General features: G+C 41.5%; 21 protein-coding genes. 1 reads left to right on the forward strand and 20 read right to left on the reverse strand.

Going from position 1 to position 21,362, the window contains the following annotated elements; translation table 11 throughout:
• Positions 1-4: 4 nt before the first annotated feature.
• From hisB to G628_RS0102710, 18 genes are all read right to left on the reverse strand, one after another.
• Complete coding sequence (hisB, locus tag G628_RS0102625; RefSeq protein WP_026654861.1) at positions 5-595, reverse strand: imidazoleglycerol-phosphate dehydratase HisB; 591 nt, start codon at positions 593-595, stop codon at positions 5-7.
• Positions 596-778: 183 nt separating this feature from the next.
• Positions 779-2,068: a histidinol dehydrogenase gene (gene hisD, locus G628_RS0102630; RefSeq protein WP_027208379.1), complete on the reverse strand. Its 1,290-nt coding sequence runs from the start codon at positions 2,066-2,068 to the stop codon at positions 779-781.
• A 3-nt stretch (positions 2,069-2,071) separates the two neighbouring features.
• A complete protein-coding gene (gene hisG / locus G628_RS18830) occupies positions 2,072-2,707 on the reverse strand; it encodes an ATP phosphoribosyltransferase (RefSeq protein ID WP_026512974.1) in 636 nt (211 codons plus the stop codon).
• 11 nt (positions 2,708-2,718) lie between these two features.
• Complete coding sequence (gene hisZ, locus G628_RS0102640) at positions 2,719-3,828, reverse strand: ATP phosphoribosyltransferase regulatory subunit (protein WP_026654857.1); 1,110 nt, start codon at positions 3,826-3,828, stop codon at positions 2,719-2,721.
• A 160-nt stretch (positions 3,829-3,988) separates the two neighbouring features.
• Positions 3,989-4,525 (reverse strand): Holliday junction resolvase RecU, encoded by a 537-nt coding sequence (locus tag G628_RS0102645; protein WP_027208380.1) that lies wholly within the window; start codon positions 4,523-4,525, stop codon positions 3,989-3,991.
• A gap of 46 nt (positions 4,526-4,571) precedes the next feature.
• The gene (locus G628_RS0102650) at positions 4,572-5,555 is read right to left on the reverse strand and encodes an RluA family pseudouridine synthase (protein WP_027208381.1); all 984 of its coding nucleotides are present in this window, start codon (positions 5,553-5,555) and stop codon (positions 4,572-4,574) included.
• A gap of 8 nt (positions 5,556-5,563) precedes the next feature.
• Positions 5,564-6,181: a hypothetical protein gene (locus tag G628_RS0102655; RefSeq protein WP_196803691.1), complete on the reverse strand. Its 618-nt coding sequence runs from the start codon at positions 6,179-6,181 to the stop codon at positions 5,564-5,566.
• Between the two features lie 9 nt (positions 6,182-6,190).
• Complete coding sequence (locus G628_RS0102660) at positions 6,191-6,922, reverse strand: pseudouridine synthase (RefSeq protein ID WP_026654854.1); 732 nt, start codon at positions 6,920-6,922, stop codon at positions 6,191-6,193.
• Positions 6,922-7,962, reverse strand: coding sequence for an N-acetylmuramoyl-L-alanine amidase family protein (locus tag G628_RS0102665; protein WP_027208383.1), 1,041 nt, complete (start codon positions 7,960-7,962; stop codon positions 6,922-6,924). Before G628_RS0102665 ends, G628_RS0102660 begins: the two co-directional genes overlap by 1 nt.
• Before the next feature lie 93 nt (positions 7,963-8,055).
• On the reverse strand, positions 8,056-8,769 hold the full coding sequence (locus G628_RS0102670) for a hypothetical protein (RefSeq protein ID WP_026654851.1): 714 nt from the start codon (positions 8,767-8,769) through the stop codon (positions 8,056-8,058).
• Positions 8,770-9,273, reverse strand: coding sequence for a pantetheine-phosphate adenylyltransferase (coaD, locus tag G628_RS0102675; RefSeq protein WP_026654850.1), 504 nt, complete (start codon positions 9,271-9,273; stop codon positions 8,770-8,772).
• Entirely contained in the window at positions 9,270-9,827 is a 558-nt protein-coding gene (rsmD, locus tag G628_RS0102680) for a 16S rRNA (guanine(966)-N(2))-methyltransferase RsmD (RefSeq protein ID WP_027208384.1), read from the reverse strand. The genes coaD and rsmD overlap by 4 nt, the downstream gene beginning before the upstream one ends.
• Positions 9,824-12,061, reverse strand: a complete 2,238-nt coding sequence (locus G628_RS0102685) for a DNA gyrase/topoisomerase IV subunit A (protein ID WP_027208385.1) — start codon at positions 12,059-12,061, stop codon at positions 9,824-9,826. Before G628_RS0102685 ends, rsmD begins: the two co-directional genes overlap by 4 nt.
• Before the next feature lie 10 nt (positions 12,062-12,071).
• Complete coding sequence (locus G628_RS0102690) at positions 12,072-13,994, reverse strand: DNA gyrase/topoisomerase IV subunit B (protein WP_027208386.1); 1,923 nt, start codon at positions 13,992-13,994, stop codon at positions 12,072-12,074.
• A gap of 198 nt (positions 13,995-14,192) precedes the next feature.
• A complete protein-coding gene (locus G628_RS0102695) occupies positions 14,193-15,062 on the reverse strand; it encodes a DegV family protein (RefSeq protein WP_027208387.1) in 870 nt (289 codons plus the stop codon).
• A gap of 68 nt (positions 15,063-15,130) precedes the next feature.
• Positions 15,131-17,200: an ATP-dependent DNA helicase RecG gene (gene recG / locus G628_RS0102700; RefSeq protein WP_027208388.1), complete on the reverse strand. Its 2,070-nt coding sequence runs from the start codon at positions 17,198-17,200 to the stop codon at positions 15,131-15,133.
• Between the two features lie 92 nt (positions 17,201-17,292).
• Complete coding sequence (locus G628_RS0102705; RefSeq protein WP_027208389.1) at positions 17,293-19,185, reverse strand: DAK2 domain-containing protein; 1,893 nt, start codon at positions 19,183-19,185, stop codon at positions 17,293-17,295.
• Positions 19,186-19,218: 33 nt separating this feature from the next.
• On the reverse strand, positions 19,219-19,581 hold the full coding sequence (locus tag G628_RS0102710) for an Asp23/Gls24 family envelope stress response protein (RefSeq protein ID WP_026654842.1): 363 nt from the start codon (positions 19,579-19,581) through the stop codon (positions 19,219-19,221).
• Positions 19,582-19,810: 229 nt separating this feature from the next.
• Here G628_RS0102710 and rpmB point away from each other — a divergent pair, with 229 nt between their 5' ends.
• A complete protein-coding gene (gene rpmB / locus G628_RS0102715) occupies positions 19,811-19,996 on the forward strand; it encodes a 50S ribosomal protein L28 (protein WP_026512990.1) in 186 nt (61 codons plus the stop codon).
• 185 nt (positions 19,997-20,181) lie between these two features.
• Here rpmB and G628_RS0102720 read toward each other — a convergent pair whose 3' ends face one another.
• Complete coding sequence (locus tag G628_RS0102720; RefSeq protein WP_026666818.1) at positions 20,182-20,598, reverse strand: hypothetical protein; 417 nt, start codon at positions 20,596-20,598, stop codon at positions 20,182-20,184.
• Positions 20,595-21,362 (reverse strand): RNA polymerase sigma factor region1.1 domain-containing protein, encoded by a 768-nt coding sequence (locus tag G628_RS0102725; RefSeq protein WP_027208390.1) that lies wholly within the window; start codon positions 21,360-21,362, stop codon positions 20,595-20,597. Before G628_RS0102725 ends, G628_RS0102720 begins: the two co-directional genes overlap by 4 nt.

Genomic DNA, 21,362 nt, shown 5'->3' on the forward strand with positions numbered 1-21,362 from the left:
AATATTAGAGGGCTCCTTTTGTACTAAGTACATCTTTTATTCTGGGATCGAAACATGTGGCTTCATCAAGCGACTTGGCAAAAGCCTTGAACATAGCTTCAATCTTGTGGTGTTCGTTATATCCTGTTATCACTCTGAGGTGAATGTTCATCATCGCAGCATAAGAAACCGCATAGAAAAACTCACTTACAAGCTGTGTATCGAAATCTCCGACCATAGGTGCATTAAACTCGGCATCCATAACAAAATAAGGTCTTCCGCAAAGATCCACAGCACTCATTACAAGTGTCTCATCCATAGGAAGGATCTTGCTTCCGTATCTCTTTATGCCTTTTTTATCACCGATAGCTTCAAGAATCGCCTGTCCAAGCACAATTCCGGTATCCTCAACCGTGTGGTGTCCGTCGACATCAAGGTCGCCTTTAACCTTCACCGTAAGGTCAAAAAGACCGTGTCTTGCAAATCCTTCGAGCATGTGGTCAAAAAAACCGATTCCTGTTGAAATATCACTCGTACCTGTTCCGTCAATATTGATGGTAACAGTAATCTGAGTCTCTTTTGTGTTTCGGGTAACACTTGCAATTCTGTTATCCATAGCTTGTGTCTCCTTATAGTTAAGTACAAAATGTTGTTGTTTTTTGAGTACGGAAAACCGTAAACTTGCATTTTATGGACTTTTTAGAAAGTACACTTGCAATTTTAAAACAATTATATACAATTGCAAATATGTATTATCGATATTTACGATATCGTGCAATATAATAACAGCCGCAATAAATCACTCAAATCTGACAGCTATAGAGTTTGCATGTGCTGTAAGTCCTTCTTCTTTTGCAAAGAGTTCGATATCTTCGTGAACCTTGCAGAGAGCATCTCTCGAATATGAAATGATACTTGTTTTCTTCATAAAATCGTCAACATTTAAAGGTGAGAAAAATCTTGCAGTTCTGTTTGTCGGAAGAATGTGATTGGGACCTGCAAAATAATCTCCGAGAGGCTCTGAAGAATAAGCGCCCAAGAAAATCGCGCCGGCATTCTTGATCTTAGTCATAACCTCATACGGATCCTTTGTAATAATCTCAAGGTGCTCGGATGCAATTGCATTTGCGGCATCCACAGCGGCATCCATATCATCCGCAATGAAAATATATCCGTAGTTATCAAGAGATTTCTTGATAATATCCGTTCTTGAAAGCTCTTTTAAAAATCCCTCGATCTCAGCAGAAACGTCATTTGCAAGCTTCTCTGAAGTTGTAACAAGAATAGCGCTTGCAAGTTCATCGTGCTCTGCCTGTGAAAGAAGATCTGCGGCAACATATCTTGCATTTGCGGTCTCATCCGCAACAACCAGGATCTCACTGGGGCCTGCGATGGAATCGATTGAAACGTGCCCAAAGCAAGCTTTCTTTGCAAGAGCAACAAAGATATTTCCGGGGCCTGTAATCTTATCAACCTTGGGAATACTCTCTGTTCCAAAGGCCATGGCAGCAATAGCCTGAGCTCCGCCGACCTTGTAAACTTCCGTAACACCTGCGATATCTGCTGCAACCAAAGTTCCGGGATTTACCTTTCCGTCTTTTCCGGGAGGTGTACACATAACAATTCGCTCAACACCCGCAACCTTGGCAGGAACAACGTTCATAAGAACGCTTGAAGGATAAGCTGCCTTTCCGCCCGGCACATAAACGCCCGAGATCTCGATGGGAAGGATACGCTGTCCGAGAATGCTTCCGTCTTCTCTTGTATCAATCCATGAGTTTCTCTTCTGCTTCTCATGAAATACGCGGATGTTCTCAGCGCTCTTTTTCATAACTTCAACAAACTTGGGATCAAGTTCTTTATAAGCTTCCTTGATCTCATCCTCTGTAACTCTTATGTTTGAAGCGTTAAGCTCGCTCTTGTCAAATTTAAGAGTGTATTCGAAAACAGCCTTATCGCCGTTCTTCCTGACATTATCGATTATATCGTTTACAATATTCTCATACTCTGTGTAGCTTCCGGGATTTCTGTTTAAAAGATTTCCGAGAAGTTCACTCTGAGTCTCTTCTGTAAGTTTTAATGTGCGCATATCTTATAAATTCTCCTTCATGGCATTGATGAGCTTTCTGATTCGCTCTGTTTCCATCTGCATGCTAACCTGATTGACGATTACCCTTGCGGACAACGGACAGATTTCCTCAAGAACTTCAAGTCCGTTCTCTCTCAGTGTGGAACCCGTCTCAACTATATCAACGATAACATCCGAGAGATTAACAATAGGTCCGAGCTCAACAGATCCGTTAAGCTTTATGATATCTACGGTCTGATGCTTTTTATTAAAAAAGTAATCTTTTGCAATATTGGGATATTTGCTTGCAACGCGGATCATCTCGCGATGTTCCAAAAGGCTTTTTGCATCATGCGGTCCGCACACACACATCCTGCACTTTCCGAATCCGAGATCGAGGACTTCATATACGCGTCTGTTCTCTTCAAGGATTGTATCCGCGCCGACAATTCCGATATCGGCGGCTCCGTATTCCACATAAGTCGGCACATCGGGTCCCTTTGCAAGAAAGAACTTAAGACCGAGTTCCTCGTTTGTAAAAATAAGTTTTCTTGTCTTCTTATCAAGAACTTCCTCGCATTCAATCCCGCATTTATTCAAAAGTTCCATTGTATCTTTTACAAGTCTGCCTTTTCCAAGTGCAAAAGTTAAGTATCTCATGTCTCCTCCGATCATTCTGCCTCCAAAGCAACGTTAGTGCCATTTTGTCTAAGTTCTTTTGCTTTGCTGAGCATTTCTTCAAAATTATCCTCGTTATATGTGATTACAACGCGCTCAGATTCATGCTCAACTGTAGCATTCTGTCTGTAAAGCGCAGACATAAGATCGTCGATTATGATCGAGAATCCGATTGAAGGAGCATCTGCTCCGTACTTTCCGAGAAGATTGTCGTATCTTCCGCCTTTTGCAATAGCATCTCCCACGCCGTATGTATACGCAAGGAAGATCACTCCTGTGTAATAATTGAATCTGCTGAGGATTCCAAGGTCAAAAGAGACATATTTTTCAACACCATAATTGGTAAGAACCCTGTAGAGATCCTTAAGTCTCTTTATCGCATCAAGTGAACGCTTATTGCTCACTTCGCTCTGTGCCTTATCAAGAGCCTTGTCGGTTCCGATAAATTCAGCGACCTTACCGATAAGACCGCGATACTTCTCCGGAACGTTTCTTTCACTCAAAATTCCTTCAACAGCGAAAATATTCTTGTCAATGATCTGCTCTCTGATCTCTTCCTCTGTCTCTGCATCAATTCCGGCTTCTTCGCAGATTCCCTTGTAATAGTCCGCATCACCGATACTGATCTGGAAGTTTGTAAGTCCCGTGCTCTTAAGAGCCTCTATCAAAAGAGCTATATTCTCGGCATCGGCATAAACTGATGAATCATTCATAAGCTCAACACCGATATTGTTATTCTCTTTAAGCTTACCCTGAAGACTTGAAGTATTAAGGAAAGTCTTGCCGTTGTAGCAAACTCTCACAGGCTTTGAATCTTCAAGCATCACCTTTGATGCACATCTTGCAATCGCAGGTGTGAAGTCGGGTCTTAAAACCAATGTATTTCCGTCTTTATCAAAGAACTTGTAGAGTTCACGTGCGTCGGAAGCATTTATCTCCTCTGCAAAAACATCAAAAAACTCGAATGTAGGTGTGTCGATATCGCTGTAACCATAGCTCTTTATAACGTTATGAATCTTATTTTCAACGATAAGTCTGTCGCTATATTCACTACCGTAAATATCACGTACTCCGTCGGGAGTATGTAGAAGAACTTTATTCATAAAAACCTCGCTTAATTTAAATGTCATTTTAAATAAAAATTTTTATATATACTTTAGCGACGCGCAGTAAAAAAATTTTCACTTTAGTATTGCGCAGTGCTAATTAATTACTATACTACAGAGTTTAACATCAATTTTATAAAGCTGTCAATCACTTTTGTTATCTGGCATCCAAGTCTTTTTGGAGTGCTTCCAGATAAGGAATAAGGAGACCATTTTCGCCCGGAGATCTGATCACATAATCTTCGTCAAGTTCCTCGTGCCTGAAACTTTTTCTTCCGCCGTTCTCCGCTCTCTCCCAGAATTCATACAGCTTTCTGAACGGGAGATAATAAAATTCATTAAGTCCTGTGTAATATACGAGAAAAAAAGCTACTCCTTCCTGCTTTTCAAAGGTTTTCATGAATTCAACCTGATGAGGATGGATATTTTCAAGAGCAAACGTCTCAGCCGCGCACTCTTTTGCATCAAAACAAACGGGAATTCCCTGCACAACACCTATATAATCGACGGTACTCTTTTGCTCAAAATAAGCAAGCGTGATATGCCTCGTACTCTTATCAATCTTTATAGGCGTGATCGGAGTCGGAATCTTCTGGATAAGCGCAAGCGAAAGCTCATTGTATCTTTCGTTAGTCCTGTTTATAAGTTCTTCCAAAGTCGAGCCTCGAAGTCCCCTCGATTTCCATGTAGGCATATTTTTCCCCTTTTATTCAAAGAATCTGCGCAGCAGTGCCTTTTTATCAGTCAAAAAATTTATCGTAAACATCGGGAAGATCAGTCTTAAACTCTCTTCCCCTGATATTTTCAAATTCATCAGGCATATCATCCGGAAAACATACCCTGTAGCAAAAAAGAAGCTGATGATTAACTCCTTTGTACGTCTTTCCTCCGTATTTCACATCGCCTATAAGCGGATGTCCTATACTCGATAAATGCGCCCTTATCTGATGTGGTTTTCCTGTAACAAGCTTAACTTCAAGCATTGTAAGATCCACATCTTTGTTATATTTAACCGGAACAATTTCCGTTTCTATATAAGAATATCTGTCATCATGAGGATCGTCCTTTTTTATAAAGACCTTGTTTTTCTTCTCGTCTTTATAAAGAAATCCCTTCAGATAAATATTCTCAAAAAGATTACCCGAAACTATTGTCCTATAATATTTATCAAGGTTTCTGGTCTTTAGAAGCGCATTCATTATCCTTGCGCCCGAAAGCGACTTTGCGCAAATGACGATTCCGCCTGTATTTCGGTCAAGCCTGTTGCATATGGACGGCTTGTAGATATCAAGCTCTTTTGTCGCTTCGCTGTTCATGGACAAAAGATAATCAATAAGCCAGTCATTTAAACTGATATCTTTAGGAGAACTCTTTTGCGAAAGGAGCCCTACAGGCTTTGAAGCAAGAAGAATATTGTCATCTTCATAGACAACCTTTACATCCCCGTATTTAGAAAGATCTATCTCTTTTTCAGAATTCTTAGAGCTCTTAATAGCGTCAGAATTTCCTTTGAATTTCGCGAATGTTTCATCAGAAAAAAAGATCTTAATAAGATCGTTTTCTCTGAGTTTCTCTGTTCCATCGGCTTTCTTGCCGTTAAGAGTTATATTCTTTTTACGCAGCATCTTATAGATAAATCCGCTGCCAGCTCCGGGAAGATAACCTTTTAAGAAGCTGTCCAGGCGCTTTCCAGCCGCATTATTTCCGATTTTAATTTCTTTCATGATTATCCTTATAATGAAATGGACAAAAGAATTGATGCCGGAGTTTGTGTTGTTCCGGGAATCCAGCTCTCTTCAATAGCTACAGGATCGATACCCTTATCTGCGCGCAGTTTCTCGAGCTGAATAAGTCTGTCACAGAATTTATCAATATCTGTAAATATCTTTATGCTGTGGTTTGAATAACCGCTCTGAGCGATCATCTTCTTGATGTGCTTCTCACAGTCAATCTCATCAATATCTTCATCAGATGAATAGCAACAAATATTCTTATCAAGAACAGTTGATGCCGATACATAGAAGTTTTTGTCATAAGAAGTTATAACATGATCGTAGTGTATAAGAAGGCCGCCTCTGCAGGCTTCAATCTTATTTTTGTCGCTCTCTATGCAGCCCTTTGCTTTAATGAACATTATCATATTTACTGCGCTCCAGCCCGTAGGAAGACAGCCGAGGGCCGCGATAATACTCATTACATTCTTTTGAGAGCCGTATTTCCAAAGACCAGCCACGTATATCCCGACGGTAATTGCAAGACTTATCACCGTCCTGATAATCGCAGCATTTTTCCTGTATTTGATATAACCAAATTCGCCCTTATATACTCTGTGCAGATTCAATTTATTCACCCTCTTATTTTAAAGCCCTAATTTCTTCATCTCTTCATTCGTAAGAGCTCTGTATTCTCCGGGCTCAAGTTTTTCATCAAGAAAAAGCGGCCCCATTGAAAGTCTTTTGAGAAAAAGAACTTCATTTCCGACCGCTTCAAGCATTCTTTTAACCTGATGAAAACGGCCTTCATGAATAGTAAGTTCGATAACGGGATGCCCGTCAAGGTCTGCTTCCTTTGCGCAAACACGCGCAGGAAGCGTAGCCTTAACGGAACCGTCATCGTTTTTATCACCGATATCAACTCCGTCAGAAAGTCTTTTGATATCATTCTCAGAAAGCTCATGGTCAATATGAACTTCATAGACCTTATCTACGTGCTTTTTGGGAGATAACAGCTTATGTATCAAAACGCCGTCATCTGTTATCAAAAGAAGCCCTTCGGTGTCAATATCGAGTCTTCCGCAGGGACTTAGATCCCTTATATTTTCTTCCTTCAGAAGGTCAAGTACCGTTGTGTTTCTCTTATCATTTGTCGCAGACACTACTCCTGCCGGTTTATACAGCATGAAGTAGTGAAAACGTGCATAAGAAAGCACTTTCCCATCGAAAGCAATCTCATCGGAATTTTCATCAATGTGTACATCAGGTTTAACGACAACAACGCCGTTAACCGTACAACGACCGTTTTTCAAATATTCTTTTATCTGTTTACGGGTTCCTAAATTGTGGTCACCCAGATATTTATCGAGTCTCAAGATCAATAATCCTTTACAGGAACAGCGTTACTTTCCTTGCCAAGTTCATAGATATTGTATGAACGGCATACGATAACGGGATTCTCATAACCTGCGGGAACCTTTACATTATAGGACTGTGTCTCCTTAGATCTGTCCCACATCTGGAAAGGACTGAAAGTCTTACCACCGTCATAACTGTATGCAAAATAAGCAACAGGACTTTGGTTATCCTTTGTAGTCATCTGAACAAGAACGTTTCCGTCCTTCTTGCTGGATGCAAGAACCTTTATCTCACAAACATCGGGACCTGTCTCATCCTGACGAACAGGGCCTGCGGGTGCGGGTGTGGGATCATACTTAAATCCTGAGAAATCAGCACCTGTCTTTGAAGACTTAAGCTTGAAATACTTTGCAACAGCCGTTGCATCCTTTACACCGAGCTGAGCATAGAAGTTAGGTGACTTAACCTTCTGAACATCATAACCGTGATCGATGTAAGCGTGCTCGATGATTACACCGGGAATATTTCTTGCCGTACATGCTCTGATAACGCCATAGTAATCTACGCCCTTAGAACCGATTTTGGTCTTTACGCCCTTCTGATATACTCCGAGGCTTCCGAGCTCTGCAAGCTCGATTTTACCAAAATCCTGTCCCTTCTGGTACTGATTACCGAATGCCGATGTCCAAACTTCACATCCGTAGAAATTATGATCCTTGGATGCATTGAAATGAAGACTGAACAAGAAATCAGCATTTACGCTCTGTGCAAAAGCAGCTCTGTCCTCAAGTGAAAGCCCCTGATCCGCACTTCTTGTCAAATATACAGTTACATTGTCGTACTTCTCAAGTTCTGCCTTCATTGAATTAGCAACCGTAAGGTTGATATTTTTTTCAATAAGACCGTTATACTCCGCACCACGGTTGTCCGCGCCGTGACCGGGATCGATAACGATAACTACCGGCTTGTCAGCTGCGTTTGAAGTAACTGTGGTTGCCGGCAATATGCCGCTAACCGACAATAAAACAGCTGTAGCAATTGTTGCGATACATCTTCTCATACTACTCTCCTCTTTCTTTCTAAAACTAACTGTGGTTCCTGCCAAAAAAATGTAAAAAGCTGTCGCAAATAAGCGGCAGCTTAGATATTCCGTTTATCCGTTTAGCATATCAAGGTTAATGGCTTCCTGTTCCGTTATACCCTGAACCTGTTGCTCTTCGGTGGCAGCTCCTTCTGCAGGAACTGTGCTTGCCGGAACAGCCTCAGGCGGTCTGAGATCGGCCCTGTTGGATTTGATAACCTCACCGTACTGGGTAAGAGCTGACAACACACTGTCTGTACTCTGTGAGATCTCTTTTACCATATTGATGCTGTTCTGCTTTATAGTCTCAACAATATCATCGGTGCTCTTACTTGTGACATCGATTGACTGAGTGATGATGTCCTCAACTCCTGCAAGGAGCTGGTCTGTATACTGTACAGCTGCCGATTTCATGCTGTTAGCTTCAGTCATAGCGTTGTCCAGGATTTCTTTTGCCTGAACAGCGGCCTGTGAAACGACTTCATTGGCCTGAGCATAAGCTTGCTGCATAATCTCATGCTCATTTATAAGTTCATTTGTTTTTATTGTAGCCTGATTTACGATATCTTCGGCTTTTCTGCGCGCATCGTTTAAGATGGCTTCTTTGTTGCTGATGATTTTCTGATATTTCTTTATCTCTTCGGGAGTTTTTGAGCGAAGTTCACGTAAGAGCTCGTCAATCTCCTCTTTATTGACAATAATCTTTGTCTGTGACAAAGGCTGAGGCTTACAATTATCGATATAAGTCTCTATCTCATCAATTAACTGCTCGATTTTGCTGGTCATTTATACATCCCCCTGATCTTTCTGTTTTTCAAACTTTTGGTATAGAGCTTTTGCGACAAAATCTGAAACACAAGGTGATATATCACCTTTATAACTTGCGACCTCTTTTACCACAGAGCTGCTAAGATATGAGTATTTGATATTAGTTGTGAGGAAAACCGTATCGACCTCATCGTGCGACAGTTCCTTATTGGTCTGCGCGATCTGGAGTTCATATTCGAAATCGGTTATCGCTCTTAATCCTCTTATAACAATATGAATGTCTTCTTTTTTGCAATAATCGATCAAAAGTCCGCTGAATGATTCGACAACTACATTATCAATTCCGATTACGGATTCTTTAATCATTTTAACACGTTCATCCAGTGTGAACAATGGAGTTTTCGCTGAATTACACATTACGGCAACAATAACTTTGTCAAACATTGAAGCCGCACGTTTTATAATGTCCAAATGTCCGTATGTTATGGGATCGAAACTGCCCGGATAAACCGCTGTTTTCATAGCGCTTCCTTTCTATACAAAAAGACATGCTTATTTGTTTTATATTCTTTTTCGCGTCTGACTTCAAAACCGTAATCTTCAGCGAATGAAAAATCCATATCAGCCGAACTCTCAACAATTATCATTGTATGTTCGGTCACATATTTCATCGTTCCAAGCTGGGCAAGCGTTCTCTCGTAGAGCCCTTCATGATAAGGAGGATCGAGGAAAATAATATCAACTTCTTCCTCGTGAATATTCCTAAGCCCGATAACAACGTCCTGCTTAAGGACTGTGGCATCTTCTTCAAAATGCGTCGTCTTTAAATTCTGCAAAATGCACTTATAAGCCGCCGCGGCGTTTTCGATAAAATACGCTTTGGACGCGCCTCTTGAAAGCGCTTCGATACCAATTCCGCCGCTTCCCGCAAAAAGATCGAGAAATACAGCGCCCGGTACTTCGTTCTGGATCATATTAAAAAGTGTTTCTTTTATCCTGTCCTGAGTCGGTCTGGTATCGTTTCCTTCAGGGGTAACGAGCCTCAGCCTTCTTGCAGTTCCCGCAATTACTCTCATATCCTTACCTTTGTTCCCTTAGTATCTCTGCTTGTTATCTTAAGATGGGCAAGCTCCAGCTTTTTACTGTTGTGCTCAACAGTCATTTCTTCAAGGTCATTCAGATAATAAACGTCTCTTACAAAATCATTTTTTCCAAGTCTCATTCCGCGAACGCCGACAGCCGTCTTCTTTTTCTCGGGAATCGTATCAACCGGGAATCTTAAGAAATAACCATCCTCTGTTCTAAGTATAACAGTCTTTTGCTCTTTAAGCACTTCTACACTTACAAGTTCATCGCCGTCCGTAAGTTTTGTCGCTGCAACGGTTCTCTTGGAAACATCGAATTCGCCGCCGTTTACCGTCTTCATCATAGATGACTTTGTGGTAAAGATAAGTCTGTAGAGATTAAGCTCAGACTGGCTTGCGACAAGAACGACACTTTCTTCGGAAGCGTTGTAATTGCTCACATTATCGATCGGAACGCCCTTATCCCTCATTTTTCCCTGAGGAAGGTCCATAGCCTTTATGGTATGCAGGTTACCTGCACTTGTGAAAAGACATACTTTTCCCGTGTTCTTCATCACAAACGAATACTTGAACTCGGCTTCGATAGTCTCTTTGTTTCTCTCATATGTTGAAGCATCGATTGTCTTTGCATATCCGAATCTGTCCATGATAAATGCAACATCGATCTCCTCAACGGGCTTTTCTTCATATACGGCATTTTCCCTGTTATCGATAACAGTTTTTCTCTTTGCCTGATACTCTTTCTTGATCTTTCCAAGTTCATCCTGGATAACCATGGACATTGACTCGTGACTTTCAAGAATATCCTCGTATCTGTATATGTTTGCGACCGTTTGCTCGTGTTCCTTGATAAGAGCCTCGAGCTCAAGTCCTATGAGCTTGTATAAACGCATCTCAAGAATGGCATCAGCCTGTCTTTCGGTAAAAAGAAGCTGCGCAGCCATTGCTTTTGATTCTCTTGATTTAAAGTTAATGCCTTCGGTAACGCCGTTTACAAGGCAGTTCTTAGCCATAGCCCTGTCTTTTGAACCACGGAGAACCTCGATTACAAGATCGATCACATTGCAAGCCTTGATAAGACCTTCCTGAATCTCTTTTTTCTCCTGTTCCTTCTTAAGAAGGGTTGTATACTTTCTTGTTGCTATCTCAAACTGGAAGTCTGCGCACGCCCTCATGATATCCTTAAGAGACATTGTCTCGGGACGTCCGTTATCGATAGCAAGCATATTAACGCCGAATGTATCTTCGAGCTTAGTCTTCTTGTAAAGAAGATTTGTGAAGTTCTCGACATCTGTATCTTTCTTAAGTTCAATAACGATTCTCACACCTTCTTTTGAAGACTGGTTTGAGATATCGATGATGTCGTTGGTAATCTTCTTTTCGGCAAGCTCGGCAACATCAGCCATGAACTTACCGATTCCCATACCGATCATAGTGTAAGGAATCTCTGTGATGACAAGATTGATATGTCCGTTCTTGCCCTTTTCAGTTTCGACCTTACCTCTTAACCTGATCTTACCGGTACCTGTCTCGTAGATATTAAGAAGCTCGTCCTTGTTGATAACAACGCCGCCTGTCGGGAAATCAGGCCCCTTAATATACTTCATGAGCTCTTTTGTCGTAAGAGAATCATTCTGTATATATGCAATCTCGGCGTCTATTACTTCAGCAAGATTGTGCGGAGGCGTGCTTGTTGCCATACCTACCGCGATACCTTCCGAACCGTTTATAAGAAAGTTCGGTATCTTAACGGGAAGAACCGAAGGTTCTCTCTCGGTCTCATCAAAGTTTGGAACAAAATCAACCACGTTCTTGTCGAGATCTTCAAGGAAATTCTCCTGAGTAAGCTTTGAAAGTCTTGCCTCGGTGTAACGCATTGCAGCTGCGCCGTCGCCTTCAATATTTCCAAAGTTACCGTGACCGTCAACAAGAGGAACAATCTTTTTAAAATCCTGAGTCATAACGACGAGACAGTCGTAAATTGAGCTATCGCCGTGAGGGTGATATTTACCCATGGTATCGCCGACAATTCTCGCACTTTTTCTGTACGGTCTGTCATATCTGATACCGAGTTCATACATATCGTATAAAGTTCTTCTCTGAACAGGTTTTAATCCGTCTCTTATATCAGGAAGCGCACGAGCAACGATTACGCTCATGGCATAGTCTATGAACGACTTTTGCATTATATCCGAATACTCGGTCCTTATAATTCTGTCTTCCATATTTTCCCCTTTAAATATCTAACTCAGCATCTGTTGCGTGCTGATGAATAAATTCACGTCTCGGAGGAACATCCACTCCCATCAAAAGCTCGGTCATCTGAGAAGCCATCTTGGCATCCTCAATCTCGACCGCTTTAAGAAGTCTTCTCTCGGGATCGAGGGTTGTTTCCCAAAGCTGCTCGGGATCCATCTCACCAAGACCCTTGTACCTCTGAAGAGTGAAGTTTCCTTTGTGTGTATTTCTGTATTTTACAAGAGCATTGTCATCATAGAGATACTCTTCCTTGCCTCTTGCAGGCATAGCCTTATAAAGCGGAGGCATAGCAATATAGACATGTCCCTGATATATAAGCTCGGGCATGAATCTGTAGAAAAGAGTAAGAAGCAGTGTTGCAATATGCTCACCGTCTACATCGGCATCAGCCATGATTATGATCTTGTCATACTTAAGCTTATTTATATCAAAATCATTGCCGTATCCTTCGGAAAATCCGCATCCGAAAGCATTGATCATTGTCTTTATCTCAGCATTTGCAAGAACCTTGTCGATACTTGCTTTCTCAACGTTAAGAATCTTACCTCTGATAGGAAGGATGGCCTGATAATTTCTGTCTCTTGCCATCTTCGCACTGCCGCCCGCGGAATCTCCCTCTACGATGAAGATCTCGCACTTAGACGCATCCTTACTTATGCAGTTTGCAAGTTTTCCGTTTGAATCAAAGGAATACTTCTGCTTTGTAAGCATGTTTGTCTTGGCTTTTTCTTCCGTCTTCCTGATCTTTGCAGCCTTTTCCGCGCAGCCGATGATAGACTTAAGCGTCTCAAGATTTCGGTCAAAAAATCTTGTCATCTCATCGCCTGTTATCTTGGAAACGATCTTTGCCGCATCCTGATTATCAAGCTTAGTCTTTGTCTGGCCTTCAAATCTCGGATCGGGATGCTTTATGGAAACAACGGCAGTCATACCGTTTCTAACATCTGTTCCCGTAAAGTTTACGTCTTTTTCTTTTAATATATTAAGTTCACGGGCGTACTGATTGATTATGTTGGTAAACATAGTCTTAAAGCCGGTAAGGTGCGTACCACCCTCGGCATTATAGATATTGTTACAAAATCCGAGTACGTCCTCATGGAACTCATTTACATACTGGAAAGCAACCTCAACTTCCACGCCCTCGCTCTCGCCTCTGAATGCGATAACATCGTGAACAGCCTCTTTTGACTTATTCATATCGCGAATAAAGCCTGTAATACCGTCCGGCTCATGGAACTGTGTATATTCCTCGACACCGGGTCTTTTATCCTCGAATATTATTGTCAGTGAAGGATTGAGATAAGACGTCTCGTGAAGCCTTGATTTGATATCGTCTTCCTTGAATCTTGTCTTTTCAAAGATGGTATTGTCGGGAAGGAAATTGATCGTTGTTCCCGTTTCCTTTGTTGTGCCGATCGGCTCCAAAAGGCCGTTCTTAAGCTGTGTTGTGGGAATACCTCTCTCATAGGTATCCTGATAGATATAGCCATCTTTAAAGACTTTAACGCTCATTCTTGAAGAAAGCGCATTAACAACCGATGAACCTACACCATGAAGTCCACCGCTTGTCTTATATGAATTATTATCAAATTTACCGCCGGCGTGAAGTGTTGTCAGAACGATACGTTCAGCAGTCACTCCCTTTGCGTGCATACCGACGGGAATACCTCTTCCGTTATCGGAAACCGTTGCGGAACCGTCCGCTTCCAAAGTCACCTTTATCAAAGTACAAAATCCGGCCAAATGCTCATCTACCGCATTGTCCACGATCTCATACACAAGGTGATTAAGGCCTCTTGTGGTTACGCTTCCGATGTACATTCCGGGACGTTTTCTTACCGCCTCAAGACCTTCAAGGACAGTAATACTGGAAGCATCATATGAATCATACGAAGCCATAAATTATAAACCCCTTTTCATCTTTATGCTGTGGTTTTGACGGCAGATATATATTATATTTTGCTCTGATTGTGCCAAACACTCCAATGAGCCCCATGGTCTCATTTCCGTGGCACAAAATCGCAAAATATAATATATATCTGCCTGTATAAAACTACAGTATAAATCATTTTTTAATAATATTTTTGTTTCGCGTACTTAAAAATGTAATTTTCTCGTTACCGTTACAGCGAGCGCGCCGGGACCGATGTGGCAAGCGACGGAAAGAGAAAGCGGATCCATGTGAATATTCATTCCGGGAAACTCTTTTTCGAGCTCTTTCTTCCACTCGTTTGCTGTGTCGATATCCTTTGTATAGGCAGCAGCTATCCAGTAGTCCTTGGCTTCCGCGCCGCCAAAACGCGTCTCGATATCGTTCTTTATCGCATTTATCATTATACTCTTGCCCTGACTGCTTGTTCTTGCTTTGGCAAAAGCATCAAGTTTCTCGCCCTGAATCTGAAGGACGGGTTTAAGTCTGAGGAGTGTTCCGAGTGCTGCGGCAGCAGGTGTGATCCTTCCGCCTTTTTTGAGATAATAAAGCGTATCGAGCATAATATAGATACTCGACTCGAACTTGGTATCCATGAGCTTCTGAACAATTTCTTCCGCAGAGTAGCCTTTTTCAGCCATATCTCTTGCGTCAATTGCAGACTGTCTCTGTGTTACGGATATTCTCTGGTTATCAACCACGAATACCTTGCCCTCATACTCTTCCTGGGCAAACATGTATGCACTCTGACAAGAGCCCGAAAGTCCCGAACTCATGGGAATATAAACGATGCTTTCATGATATTTCAAAAGCTCGTCCCAAATTTTCATAAGAGAATCAGGAGTAGGCTGACTTGTAGAAACGTTGGCATTGTCGCCAAGCTTCTCATAGAACTGCTCCTGTGTAAGATTTATATCTTCAAAGAACTCTTCTTCGTCAATCATAAAAGGCATGGGAACTACATGAATGCCAAGTTCCTTTGCCTGTGCCTGCGTTATTCCGCTGTTACTGTCTGTTAATATCGCTATTTTTGCCATAAATATTCATCGGTAAAAAGCCGATATTCCTCCTATTTTCAACCTAATCAACTAAAATAATATTACTTTTATAAAGTAGTAAAGTCAACAAAATTTGCCGATTTAGTACTTAACGTACTTCTAAGTACACTATATTGTATATCGTCAAGATTCGGATCTTCGGCTAAAATTCTGTCCGCGTCCATCGACGCCTCCTTCAAAAGGTCGCTGTCATGATAAATATCTCCGATCCTGAAATTAAGTTCTCCGCTCTGCCTTAGTCCGAACAATTCTCCGGGGCCTCTCTGCCTTAAATCTTCCTCCGCAATCTTAAATCCGTCATTTGACTTGTTCATTATATCAAGGCGATTTTTGGCATCATCAGACTTTGATGTGTTCAAAAAGATGCAATATGACTGCGCATTCCCTCTTCCCACGCGTCCTCTGAGCTGATGAAGCTGCGAAAGCCCAAATCTCTCGGCATTTTCTATCATCATAACCGTCGCGTTCGGAACATTGATTCCGACCTCGATTACCGTCGTTGAAACAAGAACATCTATATCCTTACGCGCGAAGGCTTCCATTATATCATCCTTCATCGAAGGTTTCATCTTACCGTGAATCATAGCAATGGAAATGTCTGTCGGAAGCATGGATTTAAGCTTATCCGTATAGTCCGTAACATTCTCAACGCCGTCAAGCTCGCCTTCTTCGACCATTGGACATATCACATACGCCTGATGTCCCGCTTTTACCTGGTCGCAGATAAATTTATACGCGGTATTTCTGTAATCAGTTCCTACAACGCAGTTTTTGATCGGAATTCGGCCGCCCGGAAGCTCATCGATTATGGAAATATGAAGGTCTCCATACAAAATAATGGCAAGTGTCCTCGGTATAGGTGTCGCACTCATTGCCAGAACATGGACGTTTTCTCCCTTGCCTGCAAGAGCTTCTCTTTGGCGAACGCCGAATCTGTGCTGCTCATCGGTTACGACAAGAGCAAGGTTCTTGTACTCGACTTTATCCTGTATAAGCGCATTTGTTCCGATGATGCAGTTTACTTCGCCTTCTTTTATCATCCTCTGCGCTTCTCTCTTATCTTTTGCAGAAAGAGCTCCGGTCAAAAGAACCGGTTTAAGGCTTGTAAGTCCGTATTTCTCGATCATTTCCTTGAAACTCTCAAAATGCTGGGCCGCAAGTACCTCCGTAGGCGCCATTATTGCTCCTTGATAGCCGTTTGCGGCAGCAGTTAAAAGAGTAAGAAAAGCAACCACGGTCTTTCCCGATCCCACATCTCCCTGAATAAGCCTGTTCATGACATACGGACCGGAGATGTCGTTTATGATATCGTTATACGCATTAAGCTGCGCATTTGTAAGTTTATACGGAAGTTTTTCCAAAAAACGCTTTGCCTCTGCAACTTCCATCATGGGAAATGTATTTTTGTTTTCTTCTTGAAGCTTTTTTAAAAGGCGAAGTTTTAATACAAATATGAAAAATTCGTTATAAGCAAGCCTTCTTCTTGCCTGCTCCAAAGAAGCTTTGTCTTTTGGAAAGTGGATACCGTAGATGGCATCAAAAAAGCTCATAAGTCCAAGTCTTTTGATGATATCTTCAGGAACAAATTCTTCGAATCTGCCCGCGTTATTAAACGCCTTCTGAACAGCCTTTGTCACGGTATTGTTGCTAAGACTCTTTACAAGAGGATATCTTGGCATAAGTTTGCCGCATAGAGCCGCATATTCTTCAGGTTTATACATCTTAGGCTGGTCTATGGTAAAGAAGTTACCTTTTTTCCTGACTACTCCTCTGAAAATATGTGTCGTTCCGGATTTTAGGGAGCTTGCAAGGTAAGGCGCATTAAAATAAGTCATCTTAACTCTGCCTGTCTGATCTCCGCCTTCAAAAGAAATGATAGAAAGATTTCTTATCCTTCTTTTCATAATGCTTCCGATAATTGTAAGAGAAACGGCGCAGACTTCACCTTCCACAAGTTCTGATGCGCGAATGGGAGCTTTGAACTCATCATAAGTTCTGGGAAAATAGTATATAAGGTCTCTGCACGTGAAGACACCGCACTTATTAAAGAGTTTCGCCGTCTTTTCTCCGATTCCTTTTAGATTTTCAACAGATTCTGTAAGTTCTCTTTCTCCCATACCGGTCCTCGTTTTAGATAAAAATTATGTCTTATGTAAAGTAAATATAATGAAAAAGCCGGGCTTTATTGCCCGGCCGGTATATACAATAATTACTCAGCTGAAATAACGTAGTAATAAATAGGCTGTCCACCGTTTTGAAGCTCAACGTCGCACTGAGGATATTTCAAGGTAATCCTATCCTTAAGATCCTGAGCATCACTTTCTTTGATCTCATCACCATAATAAATACTGATAAGCTCGAGATCGTCATTCATCATCTTGTTGAGCATGTCAAAAGTAACATCGGACATGTCAGTACCAACAGAAAGAATTCCGGAATCGCCGATTCCCATGAAGTCACCCTGTTTGATCTGAACATCATCAATAACAGTATCTCTTACGGCGTAAGTAACTTCACCGGTCTTAACTGTTGTGATAGCTTCTGTCATTGCAGCTACATTGTCATCAATCGGAATGTCAGGAACATAGTTTATGATCGCAGTAACACCCTGAGGTACAGTCTTTGAAGGAACAACAATTATCTTCTTATCCGAATCATCATCCTCAGACATGATTGCAGCCTGATTTGCAGCAAGGATAATGTTCTTATTGTTGGGAAGAACGATTACTGTATCTGCATTAACCTTCTCAACCGCATCAAGAATATCTGCGGTACTGGGGTTCATTGTCTGTCCGCCCTCGATAACGTAGTCAACGCCAAGACCTCTGAAGATCTCGGCAAGACCTGCACCTGCGCATACAGTAACAAATCCTACATCCTTACGAGGCATCTTGGGCTCTTCTTTAGGAGCAGGCGCTTCAGCCTTTGTCTTAGGCTCTTTTGCAGCCGCAGTATCAACCTTAGCATTTTCTTTTGTCTCTGTCACAGTCTCAGCCTTAGCGTCAGACTTATTCTCAGAAACAGCCGATGAATCTACTTTTCCTGCAAGAGGAATATTCTCATCATTAGGTTCATATGTAGGAGTGAGCTCAGCTGCTCCGTTTATCTCTGTCTCGATCTCTGCCCATGAACCGTCTTTGTTTTCATGGAAGAGCTTCTCTCTGTGTTCCATTCTCATGTTGTCGATCTTCATATTGGAAAGCTGACCGTACATGAGAGCTCTCTGGATCGCAAGTCCGGGATCGTTTGAATGAACGTGAACTTTGCAGATCTCATCATCGGCAACAAGAACGATACTGTCACCGATAGACTCAAGGAATCCCTTGAAGTCAATTTCCTGTTTTACATTAAGAGGCTTGTTCAAAAGAACTATAAACTCGGTACAGTAACCGAATTTGATATCAACCTCTTCCTGAGCAGATTCTTTTGCCCTTGCACCGGGGGTAACCTGCTCTTCAGTGATAGAAAGATCTATCTCTTTTCCAAGGAATCCGTCAAATGCTCCCTTGAGCACCTGAACAAGTCCCTGTCCGCCTGAATCTACAACGCCGGCCTGTTTGAGAACAGGAAGCATCTCAGGAGTCTTTGCAAGAACTTCCTCGGCATATTTAATAACTTCATCGCAAAAATAAGTTATATCTGTTGTGCCTTCTACAGCGAGTTCGTGAGCCTTCTCTCCGGCACCCTTGGCAACCGTAAGTATTGTTCCTTCCTTCGGCTTCATAACTGCCTTATATGCAGTCTCAACAGCCTTGTCAAAAGCTTCTGCAAGAATTGCAACGTCAACTTCATCATGCTGCTTAACAACTTTGGTAAATCCTCTAAGGAGCTGTGAAAGGATAACACCAGAGTTTCCTCTTGCTCCTCTCAAAGAACCTGAAGAAATAGCTTTACAAATTGCTTCCATTGAAGCGTTGTCGCCCAGATTTGATACTTCTTTTGCCGCAGACATGATTGTCATTGTCATGTTGGTACCTGTATCACCGTCCGGAACGGGGAAAACATTGAGTTCATTTATCCATTCTTTTTTCGCTTCCAGATTCTTGGCGCCGCTTAAAAACATCTTAGCCAGCAGTTTAGCGTCAATTATATTATTACTCAAAACAAAATTCCTCCTAGAACTTGATCTCTTGGCTTAATCAATCACGCGGACACCTTCGATGTAGATGTTGATCTTCTCGATTTCAAGCCCCGTAAATTCCTCTACTTTATATTTTACATTGTCGATCAAATTGTCTGAAACAGCTGAAATGCTAACTCCATAAGCAACAATTACATGGAAGTCAAGTATCAGTTTGTTATTTGCATCAAGAGAAACGTTGATTCCTCTTGTCATCGAATCAATCTTAAGAAGACTCACAAGTCCGTCTTTTACATTAACATTTGCCATCCCAACAATACCGAAGCACTCCATTGCTACAGCTCCTGCGTACTGAGCGATTACTTCGTTGTCAATAGATATACTACCCATGTGAGTATTCATAGAAGAAGCCTTCATATTTACCCTCCTTAATACCCGAAGCTCTTTAATTCTCATAGAGCTCCGTTTTAGCATACACATGTATTATAATAGCAATTTATCGAAAAATAAACCATATAATTTTTAGCGACATATTTTTTCGTATATTTTGCTTGCAATTCTGTTTTTCTTCTGCTAATATATCAATGTTGCGGATATTTGCAATAATATGCTATTGAACGAACATGGCTTATAAGGAGGTGTCAAAATGGCTAAATGTGATATTTGTGGCAAAGGCGTTCATTTCGGTAACAATGTAAGCCATTCTCATAGAAGATCTAACAGAGTTTGGAATTCAAATGTTCACCGCGTTGCTGTTAAAGTTAACGGCGGCACAAAGAGAATCCACGTATGCGCTAGCTGCCTTAGATCTAACAAGGTTGAAAGAGCTTAATAAGATCAAAAATTAAACCACCCTGATGGGTGGTTTTTTGTTGTAGATTTTTAATATAAAAAGAACAGCCCCCTCATACATCCGGAGCTGTCCGTATAATTAAAACAGTTTATTAGTCTCATACTACTGAAGGAATTGAGATTCCGTGTTCAGAAAGTAATATAAACTTTTTATAAATCAGTTTTTTATACGCTAAAACCAAAAAGCGCCAATTTCGACAAAATAAGCTCTCTCACAATAATCCCCATCTTCTCTTTCTCATCCGCGGGAATCTTCACAAGGCTCTCAATCGTATAAACCTTCTCCTTAAATCCTTTTTCCGGTTTATTCATATCCTTGTACTGCGAAACTCTTATTCTGCTTCGGAGCTGCTTATAGACTCTGTAGTCATAAGTCTCTTTGGTCATGTGATAAAAGTGACTTTCCAAAGTTACATCAAGATCCACATCATCTTTTATATATTTCGTGATGATTGTTTTGAATTTAAACGGAACCATCTCGTTCTTAAGAAGCTCATCATAGCTGTATCTTGCACCAAAATAGTTCCTCTCAAGATCTTGCATGCAGTATTTAAAATCATCATCGTTTACAATGTTATTCATGACTCTTTTTTCTCTCCGCTGTCGAGATCTTCGATATTATCACCGCTGAACTTGATGGCTGTTCTGATCTTATCCTCATCCCATCCGGTCTCGTCCATAAGTTCCTTAACGGTTACTTTTCTTCTGAGGTCGTCAGCAAGCTCTTTTGCCTTATCCGCAACTTCCTGAACGAGTTTCACTACCTTCTGGCCGCCTGCGGCTTCTTCGAGGTCCTGTTCGATGATGTTCTCCATCGCATCAAGCATGAGCTTGTACAAAAAACTTTCAATTTCCTGAGGTTCACCGACGGCATCGAGCATATTTACGCCTCTTGTAAGCGCATAGTTTCCTTCACCGATAAGATCCTCAATATATACGCCCTGATCGGCATACATCTTGGCAACGTCGACTACGAGAGGAAGATACATATCAATAAGTTTAAGCTTGGCATCGCTCTCGCCTGCAAGCGCGCCGATCTTGATAGCTTCTTTTTCCCCATCGGAGAATTTTGGAAGTTGCTCTAAGCTGCTGATATAATCATCGAGATAGTTCTTTTCCTCCTCGGTAAAATACTCTTCGGTCTCGGGAGCCGGCTCATCTACGCCGATCTTGTGATTTCTTAAATATTCAAATACCATCTCGAACTGCTCGGAAGAAAGGTCAAGGTCTGCAAATGCCTCTTTTACCTCTTCCTTGGAAATGATATTTCTGTTCTCTCTCGCTGTTCTTGTGACGAGTTTAAGTGTCTCTGCAAATTCTTTTTCCTTGTTGTCTATATTTCCCAT

This window comes from Butyrivibrio hungatei NK4A153 (genome assembly GCF_000424465.1).
Lineage (GTDB): Bacteria > Bacillota > Clostridia > Lachnospirales > Lachnospiraceae > Butyrivibrio > Butyrivibrio hungatei_A.